Source organism: Suttonella sp., assembly GCF_056855035.1.
Genome location: NZ_JBXGGR010000018.1, coordinates 1 through 10,132, shown reverse-complemented (window position 1 = coordinate 10,132; position 10,132 = coordinate 1). Strand labels below are relative to the sequence as shown.

Here is a 10,132-nt window from a genome sequence, read left to right as displayed (position 1 = left end):
GCTTGTCATTGCGGCATGGGAAAGGACAATAAGGTTAAGTTTATAAAAGATTATTTTGCTTAAAAAACGCTAGATAGCACCTATTTTGTCCCTTAGGGCTAAAGAACTCGAAAACAGCACCTAAAATGTCCCTTTGCCCTATTTTTCAATTCCTTATAATGCGCAAACCTGCAAACCGAAGGCGACCGCCTTCTCGGTTTGCGCCGAACGCAGTTGCGGATCAGGCTGCTCCATAAAACGAATCGCAAAGCGGTGATTGTCGCCGCTGATGCGCGGAAAAACCGAATATTGCGGGGCAAGATGAATGCGCAGCAGATGATTTTTCTTATCTTTTTCCAAAGTTTTTAGGAACATGCCGTCATCGGTTTCCTCTTCGCTAATCGCCGCACCGCAGCGCACTAAGGTCAAAATTAAGCCGATGGCTTTGGCAATAGGAGAAAATAATGAATAGCAGTAGGGCAGAAAACCGTTTTCCTGCTCGCAATTTTTTGCCAGCCAAAATTGATAGGCCGGCACTTCAAACAAGCAGTTGCCGCTCTGATTGAAATTGCGTTGGCGCAGACTGTTAAATAATTCATTCTCGCGCAAGGCGCTAATCGGATTGAAATTCATGTCGTGAATCTCAATGAGACTGCGGTCAATATCTTCGTCATGCCGGCAATGGATATGCACATGTTCGATTTCGCGTGCCAGTAAAATTCTTAAGCGCTGTAATTCTTTGAGAATTTCCGCACGGATTTCATAGCGGTGGAGAAAATCCAAGACATCGAATAAAGCATCTAAAAAAAGCTGAATCGAATAGTATTCATCGGCTTTGTGAAACAGACGCATTTGCTCGAACATGCTTTCAAGGCGCATGAATAGGCGCATGCGTTCGGAAAGCGGATGTTCGTAAACATAACGCTCTGCTTCAATTTGGTTATTTTTCATGGTACATCCTTTATTTTGCGGCCTATCCTGTCATAAGAAGCGGGGCAGGGCAAGCATTGGAATTGCCTATGTCGGCTCAAATTGGTATAGTTTAGCCTCTCAATACCACACCTATAAACGGAATTTTTTCGTGTTACACACGTTTGAAAACGACAGATTTTTTAAAGTATTAAGCTATCGACTTGTTTTTGCATGGCTTGATGCTTATTTCTATTGTGTACTTAACCTATTATCGCCGGCAAAAAGCGCCTTGAGAGCGTTTGCCGGTCTTCGGAGAATTCAAAATAATGAAAAAGATGCTTATCAATGCCACGCAGCACGAAGAGCTGCGCGTGGCGCTGGTCGATGGCCAGCAACTCTACGATCTGGATATGGAAACCCTCTATTCCGCCCAGAAAAAATCCAATATCTACAAAGGCAAAATCACACGGATTGAGCCCTCTTTAGAAGCCGTTTTTGTCGATTACGGCAGCCAAAGACACGGCTTTCTGCCCTTTAAGGAAATCGCCAAAGAATATCTGATCGGCTCCACCAATACCCAAGGCGAAAAGCTCGGCATGAAAGACATGCTCGAAGTCGGGCAAGATGTGTTGGTGCAGATTGAAAAAGAAGAGCGCGGCAACAAAGGCGCGGCGCTGACGACCTATATCAGTCTGGCAGGGCGTTTCTTAGTCCTGATGCCGAATAATCCGCGCGCTGGCGGCGTCTCGCGCCGCATTCAGGGCGATGAACGCAAAGAATTGCGCGATACTTTAGACCAATTGGAAATCCCGGACGATATGGGCGTCATTGTACGCACCGCAGGGGTCGGACGCGTGCAGGAAGAACTGCAATGGGATTTGGATTTCCTCATGCAAGTCTGGACGGCGATTAGCGAAGAATACGTCAAAAGTCCGCCGCAGCGCCTTATTTACCAAGAAAGCAATATTATCGTGCGCGCTTTGCGCGATTATCTGCGCCCCGATATTGCGCAGATTTTGATTGATGACCCGCGCGTCTATCAGCAAGCCTTGGATTTCATGAATTTGGTCATGCCCTCCAGCGCGAACAAACTCAAATTATACGAAGATACCACGCCGCTCTTTACCCGCTATCAAATCGAAGGACAAATCGAAAGCGCCTATCAGCGCACCGTCAAACTGCCTTCCGGCGGCGAGATTGTGATTGACTACACCGAAGCCTTGGTCTCGATTGACATCAACTCCTCCAAAGCCACCAAAGGCGGCGATATTGAAGAAACCGCCTATCAAACCAATCTGGAAGCGGCGGACGAAATTGCCCGCCAAATGCGCCTGCGCGATTTTGGCGGACTGATTGTGATTGATTTCATCGACATGCTCTCGCAGCGCAATCGCAAAGATATTGAACAGCGTCTGTATGACGCCACTACCATCGACCGTGCGCGTGTGCAAATCGGGCGGATTTCGCGCTTCGGCTTATTGGAAATGTCGCGTCAACGTCTGCGCGCTTCAATTGACGAAGCCAGCCATCAAGTCTGTCCGCGTTGCAAAGGGCAGGGCAGCATCCGCGGCATTCAGTCGCAGTCATTGTCGATTCTGCGCCTGATTGAAGAAGAGGCGATGAAAGACCGCACCGTGCGCATCTTCGGCGAATTGCCGGTTTCGATTGCTACTTATCTGCTCAATGAAAAACGCAGCGCCCTGCGCGGCATCGAGCAGCGTCATGAAGTGGATATCGTTTTGATGCCGAACGTGAATTTGCATACGCCGGATTATTACATCGAGCGTGTGCGCGATGACGAGGTCGATGAAGAGCGGATTCCAAGCTACCGCATGCCGCTGCGCCATGAAAGCAGTGAAGACGCGCCGCTTCAGCACGGACACATGCCTGTGCCGGAGCAGGCGGCGGTATCGAATATTGTGCCACGCGCCCCTGCGCCGCAGCAGCCCGAAAAAGCGGAAAAACGCGAGAAAGGCGGTCTGTCCGCTCTGTTTTCGAAAGTCGTTGCCTTGTTTAAAGACAGCGGCAGTGCTGCACCTAATGCCGAGCAAGTGCGCGAACAAGTAAAAAACAAAGAAAAAAATAATCGTCAGCCGCGTCAAGACCGTCAGCGGCAAGCGCGTCAAGAACGCCAAGAAACGCGCGGCGAGAAAGAAAGCCGCGATGAAGAACGCCGTCAGCCGCGGCGCGAACGTCAGCGTCAGCAAGAAACGCAGGTGCTTGAGAAACTTGCTGCGCAAGAGCGTGCTGAGCCAAATACTGCTGCGGAAAACCTGCCGCGCGAAGAGAAAAGCAATCGCCGTCGCGCCAAAGCCGAGCCGGTGCAAGATGATGTGAATCCGAGCATCGAGCAATTGCAAAATCCGCCAGAAACGATTAACGGACGTGCCGTCGGCAAAGGTCGTCCGCGTGACGTGCATGCGGTACGCGGACAAGGCAAAGCGCTTGAAACCCGCCGTGCCGCCCAAGAGCAGCAAGCGGCTTATGAAGTGGAAGCGGAAACCGCTGTGCCGGCAAATCTGCAAGCCGATTTGCCTTTTGCTCCTGCCCAACACAATGAAGCCGTAGAAGCGCAAGAGCTGGCGCCGCAAGCCCCTGCCGTCAAATCCGCCCAGCCGGGTTTGGTGAGCTTTTTAAGCGACAGCGAAACTGCGCCGACAGCGGAAACCGCGGCAGAAGAAGCGGCTACAGAAGCAGTCGAAACGATAGAAACAGCGGCGGATGCAGTCGCAGAAGCGAATGAAAGCGCCGCAACAGCCGTCGGCGAAAACGCGGAAGCTGCCGAAGTGCTGGCGAAAAAAACACGGACGCGCCGCACAAGAAAATCCGCCGCAGAAAAAGCGGCAGCAGAAGCGGCGCAGGCGGCAGAAGCCGAGGCGGAAATCCCTGCCGAATCCGTAGCGGCAGAAACGCTTAGCGAAACTGCCGAAGCGCAAGTCCCAGAAGTGCAGGAAGAAAAGCCTGTGCAAGCGGTAGAAACGGCTGAAACCGCCGCTCCGCTTGAGCAAGCTGAGCCAAGCAGCGAAGAAACGGTCGCTGAAGTGGAAAATGCAGTAACTGAGGAAGAAGCTGCTGTCCAAGTGAAAGAAGAAGCGGTAGAAGCTACAGAAGTCATTGCGGCAAAAGCCAATCCCCTACAGCAATTGGCGCAATTCGGGCAGAGCGCTTGGTATGACAATATCCACCGCGCCATGCTTAAAAACGGCGAATTGCAACGTCTGATTGAAGAAGACGATTTGCGCGGCGTAACCTCCAATCCGGCGATTTTCCAAAAAGCGCTGGCGGAAAGCGAAGGTTATGACCAAGCCTTGCAGCACTGGCTGGAACACAATACCGGCGGCGTGCGCGATGCTTTCTTCGCCTTGGCAATCGAAGACATTCAAATGGCCTGCGACCAAATGTTGCCCGTATTTGAGCGCACAGGCGGTGTGGACGGCATGGTGTCTTTGGAAGTCTCGCCCGATATTGCTCATGACAGCGAAAAAACCATTGCCGAAGCTAAAGCCCTGTTTGCCAAAGTAGCACGCGAAAACGTGATGATTAAAGTGCCGGCGACCGAAGCAGGTGTGCGCGCCGTTCGCGAACTGACGGCGGCAGGCGTGCATATCAATGCCACTTTGCTCTTCTCCGTCTCGCGTTATCAGCAAGTGCTGGAAGCCTATATCGACGGCTTGAAAGCGCGCGTGGCGGCTGGCGAATCGATTGATTACCTGCGCTCGGTGGCGAGCTTCTTCGTCAGCCGCGTTGACAGTGCGATTGACGAAGCCTTGCCGGAAGAACATGCCGCTCTGCGCGGACGGGCGGCGGTAGCCAATGCGCAATTGGCGTACCGCTACTTCTTGGAGCGAATTAGCCATGACGATTGGCTGGACTTGCAGCAAAGAGGCGCGAAAGTGCAGCGTTTGCTCTGGGCAAGCACCGGCACGAAAAACCCGCAGTATTCCGACACCCGCTATGTCGATTTATTAATCGGACGCGATACCGTCAATACCATTCCGCCGGCCACCTATCAAGCCTTTAAAGACCACGGACGCGCCGGCGACAGCTTGCTGCGCCGCATAGAAGAAGCGCCGCAATTGATGCGGCGCATGGCGGAAATCGGCATCGATATGGAGAAAATTGCGGCGAAATTGGAAAAAGAAGGCATCGCGCAATTTGAAAAAGCCTTTGCCGATTTGCTCAATACTTTATCAGGAAAAATCAAAGCCTTGCGTCAATCTTCAGTCAATGACGCGCAAGAAGAAAGCAAAGAAGAGGGGGCGGATGATGGACAATAATCTGCTTGCCTTGCTGCGCTGCCCGATTGACGGCAATTCCTTAGAATTGAGCGGCGACGGCGCTTATTTAATCAATCAGGCGGCGCAACGCCGCTATCCGATTGAAAACGGCATTGCCATGCTCCTGCCCGAGCATGCGCAAAGTCTGGCATCTTTGTCATCGCCTGATGAGCCACAAGATGACTGATATTCAAATCGTTATTCCTGCCCGCTATGCCGCCACGCGCCTGCCGGGCAAACCCCTGCAATTATTAGCCGGCGAACCGATGATTGTGCATACGGCGCGCCGCGCCGCCCAAAGCGGTCTGCCTGTTTTAGTCGCTTATGACGACGAACGCATCGGCGCGGTATTGGCGCAATACGGCATTGCCGCCATTGCCACCAGTGCCGCGCATGAAAACGGCACGCACCGCCTAAGCGAAGTGGTGCAGAAAAAAGACTGGAATGACGATACTTTGATTGTCAATGTGCAGGGCGACGAACCGCTGCTGCCGCCGGCTTTGATTAGACAAGTGGCGGATTGTCTTATCCGCCACCCCGAAGCGGCGGTTGCCACCCTTGCTACGCCTTTTCAGAGCGATGAATCGCCGGCATCGCCGAATATGGTAAAAGTCGTCAGCGATGTGCAGGGTTATGCCCTGTATTTCTCGCGCAGCTTATTGCCCTGTGCGCGCGACGGCGGCGATTTTCCTTACCTCCGCCATATCGGCATTTATGCCTACCGCGGCAAAGCCCTGCGCGCCTATCCGCAATTAGCCGCCACCCCTTTGGAGCAGGCGGAAAAGCTCGAGCAACTGCGCTTTTTGGAGCATGGTTTCCGCATTGCGGTGGATAATGTGGCACAAGCGCCGCCGGCAGGCGTGGACAGTCCCGAAGATGTGCGGCGCGTTGATGCGCTCTTGCGTGCCGCCGCAGGCTAATCGGCAAGCGTGTTTTGATGGCGATGAGCGAACAGCGCCGTTTTGACCCCAAAACCTTTTTAAGCCATGTCACCACCCGCCCGGGGGTGTACCAAATGCGCGATGCCGAAGGCATCGTTTTATATGTCGGCAAAGCTAAAAATCTGCGTAAACGCCTCTCGAGCTATTTCCGCAGCCAAGGTTTGTCCAGTAAAACCCAAGCATTGATGAAAGCGGTGGTCGATATCGATACCACCGCCACCGCCAGCGAAACCGAAGCCTTGATTTTAGAAAACAATCTGATTAAAGCGCATCGCCCCAAATTCAATATTTTATTGCGCGACGATAAAAGCTACCCCTTCATTCATCTGTCGGCGCATGCTTTTCCGCGTCTGTCCCTGCATCGCGGCGCGCGCAAACAGGGCGAATATTTCGGACCTTATCCGAATGTGCAGGCGGTGCGCCATGCCTTGGATTTGCTGCAAAAAGTCTTTCGTGTGCGCCAATGCGAAGACAGCTATTTCGCCAATCGCAGCCGTCCCTGTCTGCAATATCAAATCGAGCGCTGCTATGCCCCCTGCGTGGACTACATCGCCAAAGCGGACTATGCGCAAACCGTTGCCGCCACACGCGATTTCCTCAAAGGACGCAGCGACAGCCTGCTGCAAGACTTAGACCAAGCCATGCAAGCCGCCAGTCATGCGCAGGAATACGAGCAAGCGGCGCGTTTGCGCGACCAATTGATGCAATTGCGCAAACTCACGGAGCGTCAACATATGGTAGCAGGCGCGGCGGATGCCGATATTTTGGCGGTGGTCAGCGACTACGGCGAAGTCTGCGTGCAAGCCCTGTTTTACCGCGACGGACACAATGTCAGCTCGCAGGCCTTCTATCCCAAACTGCCCGAGCCCCTGCCGGAAGCGGAAGTCTTGGCGGCATTTATCGGGCAGTTCTATCATGAACGTCTGCCGCCGCCGCAACTCATACTCAGCCATGAACCGCCGGATGCCGACTGGCTGATGGATTATTTAAGCGAAAAAGCGGGGCGCAAAGTACAATTCAGCACCCAGCCGCGCGAAGACCGCCGCCGCTGGCTGGAAATGGCGCAGGAAAACGCCAGAATGAGCCTTAGCCTGCGTTTGTCGGGCAAAATGACGATGGAAAACCGCTTTCGCGCTCTTGCCGAAGCCTTTCATTTGCCGTCGATTCCTCAACGCCTCGAATGCGGCGATATCAGCCATATGCAGGGCGAATATACCATTGCCTCCTGCGTTGTCTTCGACCATCGCGGCGCGCTGAAATCCGACTATCGCCGCTATAAAATTCAAGATATTCAGCCCGGCGACGACTATGCCGCTATGCGGCAGATGCTCATGCGCCGCTTCACGCGTCTGAAAAACGGCGAAGGCATCATGCCGGATATCTTCTTTGTCGACGGCGGACGCGGACAACTCAATCAAGCAATAGAAGTTTTTGCCGAACTCGGCATTCAAGGCGTGCAGCTTATCGGCGTTGCCAAAGGGCAGGGACGCAAAGCCGGCTTGGAACAATTCTGGTTTCCCCATGAAAGCCAAGCCCGCTATCTGCCGCCGGACAGCCAAGCCATGCAATTAATCGTACAAATCCGCGACGAAGCCCACCGCTTCGCCATCACAGGACACCGCAGCGGACGCGATAAAAAAGCCAAGCAATCGGTCTTGGAAAACATCGCCGGCGTAGGCGCGAAACGCCGCCAAGCCCTGATTCGCCATTTCGGCGGCATACAGGGCGTCTTGGCGGCGAGCAGCGAAGAGATTTCGCGCGTTCAAGGAATTAGTGCTACACTTGCGCAGGAAATTTATGCCAGCTTGCATGAAAACGGCTGAAATAAAGCATTCAAGGGAAAAAGGATGAATCATGGCAGGTCTTGCTATCAAACTCACTATATTGCGCGTTGTCTTAATACCGCTCTTTGCGCTCTTTTACTATTGCCATCCCGAATCATGGGGACAATGGCTGGCCTTATGGGTCTATGTCATTGCCTGCGTGACCGATTATTTCGACGGCTATCTGGCGCGGCGCATGAAGGAAGTCAGCGCTTTCGGCGCCTTTCTCGACCCTGTGGCGGATAAACTCATGGTCTGCGTGATTTTGGTCATCGTCCTCTCGCACTTCCCCGAGCAATGGCTGCTGCTCTGCACCCTCATCATCATCGCACGCGAAATCTGGATTTCCGCCCTGCGTGAATGGATGGCGTCGATGAACATGCGTGATGTCGTTGCCGTCGGCAAAGTCGGCAAATGGAAAACCACCGTCCAAATGCTGGCATTAGGCTTTTTAATCTTCCGCGAACCCTTTATCGGTCTGCCCATTTGGCAAATCGGACAAGTGCTGCTGATTATCGCCGCCGCTTTAACCCTATACTCCATGTTCCTCTACACCCAGCAGGCATGGCAAGCCCTCAATCAAACGAAATAAAGCGCAGGAGCGCATGACAGAAAGAAAAATTAACCGGCGGTTTCGTGGCTTTTTGCCCGTTGTCGTCGATGTGGAAACAGGCGGCTTCGACCGCAGCAAAGACGCCCTATTAGAAGTCGCCGCCGTCTTTGTGAACTTTAATGCCGAAGGCAAACTCGTGCCTGTGGACACACTGCATTATCACGTCAAGCCCTTTGCAGGCGCCAATATCGACCCCGAATCCCTTAAAATCACGGGCATTGACCCTTCTCATCCCCTGCGCCCCGCTCTGGACGAAGCCAAAGTTGCAGACAAACTCTTCGGTGCCATCCGCGAATACCAAAAAGCCCAGCAATGCACGCGCAGCATCCTAGTCGGACACAACGCCCAATTTGATCTGGGCTTTATCAACGCCCTTGCAGAGCGCACCAAATACGACCGCAACCCCTTCCATCCCTTTAGCGCCCTAGACACCGTCTCCCTCGGCGCATTGGCATACGGGCAAACCGTATTGGCACGCATTGCTCGCCAAGCGGGATTGGAATACGACAGCAGCCGCGCGCACGGCGCCAAATACGACACCGAACTCACGGCGGAAATCTTCTGCCGCATCGTTAATCTATGGTCTGAAAAATACGGAGAACTGCCATTTTATGAAGCAAGCGACCCTGATAGCCCCTGAGGGCTGGACAGTACTCAAGCCCGCCGAGCAAAACGCATTCATTCAAGCGGAATTCGGACAAGAACTGGGGCGCAACATCCTCGCCGTGGCGCGCAAAAACGGCGCGCAAGGCGTATTCGCGCTATTGGAATACCGCCAAACAGGCTATATCGAAAACCCCTCATTGCAGCAAATCAACGAACAGGTGCTGATTCAAAAAGCTAATGAAGACCTGCAAATGATGAACCAAGAAAACGGCTTCTCCGAAGCGGAAAAAGTCCGCTGGAAAGGCTTTGCCCTCAAACCGCGCTTTGACGAACAACATTATGTACTCGATTACGGCGTGGAACTGCGCTTCGGCGACCTGCCGGCAGTCAATCTCTACCGCATGCAACTGCTGCGCGACGGCGTATTGATTCTGACCCTTGTCGGCATGCCGCAAGACCAACTCAATTTCAACGGCTGGCAATACCGCTACGACAGTGCATGGAACTACCGGCAATACAATCCCAACCGCGACCGCAAGGCGGAAGGCACGCTGGCGAACCTTATGCTGATGAACCGCTTTATCTAAAAACTAGGTTGGATACTGGTATCCGACTTTTTATTTCTTGAAAACATTGCCTTAAATCATAAAGATGTCGGATTTGAGGGCGGTCTGGGCTTGCTGAATATTGCACCTAAAAATTTTTTGACAACCATCTGATTTCTTCTTAGAATGAGAGGAAATAACGCCCTTGGTAGTACGCATTTTCTTATTCATAGCGAAAATGCCGAGCCCAAGGGCTTTTTGTATGAGGAGTATTTAATCATGAAAACAGCCATTCTGGGCAAAGGGACATTTTAGGTGCTGTTTTCGAGTTCTTTAGCCCTAAGGGACAAAATAGGTGCTATCTAGCGTTTTTTAAGCAAAATAATCTTTTATAAACTTAACCTTATTCTCCTTTCCCATGCCGCAATGACAAGCT

At 52.7% G+C, this 10,132-nt stretch carries 8 protein-coding genes; 7 read left to right on the top strand and 1 reads right to left on the bottom strand.

The features are described 5' to 3' along the window. Positions 1 to 153: 153 nt before the first annotated feature. Positions 154 to 930 carry a cell division protein ZapD gene (locus ACJHVI_RS01830; RefSeq protein WP_483182874.1) on the bottom strand — a complete coding sequence of 259 codons (777 nt, stop codon included), beginning with the start codon at positions 928 to 930 and terminating at the stop codon, positions 154 to 156. A gap of 287 nt (positions 931 to 1,217) precedes the next feature. Here ACJHVI_RS01830 and tal point away from each other — a divergent pair, with 287 nt between their 5' ends. The 7 genes from tal to ACJHVI_RS01795 are packed head-to-tail and all read left to right on the top strand — an operon-like array spanning position 1,218 to position 9,738. Further along, positions 1,218 to 5,168, top strand: a complete 3,951-nt coding sequence (gene tal, locus ACJHVI_RS01825) for a transaldolase (RefSeq protein ID WP_483182873.1) — start codon at positions 1,218 to 1,220, stop codon at positions 5,166 to 5,168. Beyond that, positions 5,155 to 5,355, top strand: a complete 201-nt coding sequence (locus ACJHVI_RS01820; RefSeq protein WP_483182872.1) for a Trm112 family protein — start codon at positions 5,155 to 5,157, stop codon at positions 5,353 to 5,355. Before tal ends, ACJHVI_RS01820 begins: the two co-directional genes overlap by 14 nt. Further along, the gene (kdsB, locus tag ACJHVI_RS01815; protein ID WP_483182871.1) at positions 5,348 to 6,088 is read left to right on the top strand and encodes a 3-deoxy-manno-octulosonate cytidylyltransferase; all 741 of its coding nucleotides are present in this window, start codon (positions 5,348 to 5,350) and stop codon (positions 6,086 to 6,088) included. The genes ACJHVI_RS01820 and kdsB overlap by 8 nt, the downstream gene beginning before the upstream one ends. Before the next feature lie 23 nt (positions 6,089 to 6,111). Further along, entirely contained in the window at positions 6,112 to 7,932 is a 1,821-nt protein-coding gene (gene uvrC / locus ACJHVI_RS01810; protein WP_483182870.1) for an excinuclease ABC subunit UvrC, read from the top strand. A gap of 31 nt (positions 7,933 to 7,963) precedes the next feature. Continuing rightward, positions 7,964 to 8,524 carry a CDP-diacylglycerol--glycerol-3-phosphate 3-phosphatidyltransferase gene (gene pgsA / locus ACJHVI_RS01805; protein WP_483182869.1) on the top strand — a complete coding sequence of 187 codons (561 nt, stop codon included), beginning with the start codon at positions 7,964 to 7,966 and terminating at the stop codon, positions 8,522 to 8,524. Between the two features lie 13 nt (positions 8,525 to 8,537). Next, a complete protein-coding gene (gene rnt / locus ACJHVI_RS01800) occupies positions 8,538 to 9,185 on the top strand; it encodes a ribonuclease T (RefSeq protein WP_483182868.1) in 648 nt (215 codons plus the stop codon). After that, positions 9,157 to 9,738, top strand: a complete 582-nt coding sequence (locus ACJHVI_RS01795) for a DUF2167 domain-containing protein (protein WP_483182867.1) — start codon at positions 9,157 to 9,159, stop codon at positions 9,736 to 9,738. Before rnt ends, ACJHVI_RS01795 begins: the two co-directional genes overlap by 29 nt. Positions 9,739 to 10,132 lie beyond the last annotated feature (394 nt).

Coding starts and splice junctions, on each gene's coding strand:
- ACJHVI_RS01830 (WP_483182874.1), bottom strand. CDS start 930: ATGAAAAATAACCAAATTGAAGCAGAGCGTTATGTTTACGAACATCCG.
- tal (WP_483182873.1), top strand. CDS start 1,218: ATGAAAAAGATGCTTATCAATGCCACGCAGCACGAAGAGCTGCGCGTG.
- ACJHVI_RS01820 (WP_483182872.1), top strand. CDS start 5,155: ATGATGGACAATAATCTGCTTGCCTTGCTGCGCTGCCCGATTGACGGC.
- kdsB (WP_483182871.1), top strand. CDS start 5,348: ATGACTGATATTCAAATCGTTATTCCTGCCCGCTATGCCGCCACGCGC.
- uvrC (WP_483182870.1), top strand. CDS start 6,112: ATGAGCGAACAGCGCCGTTTTGACCCCAAAACCTTTTTAAGCCATGTC.
- pgsA (WP_483182869.1), top strand. CDS start 7,964: ATGGCAGGTCTTGCTATCAAACTCACTATATTGCGCGTTGTCTTAATA.
- rnt (WP_483182868.1), top strand. CDS start 8,538: ATGACAGAAAGAAAAATTAACCGGCGGTTTCGTGGCTTTTTGCCCGTT.
- ACJHVI_RS01795 (WP_483182867.1), top strand. CDS start 9,157: ATGAAGCAAGCGACCCTGATAGCCCCTGAGGGCTGGACAGTACTCAAG.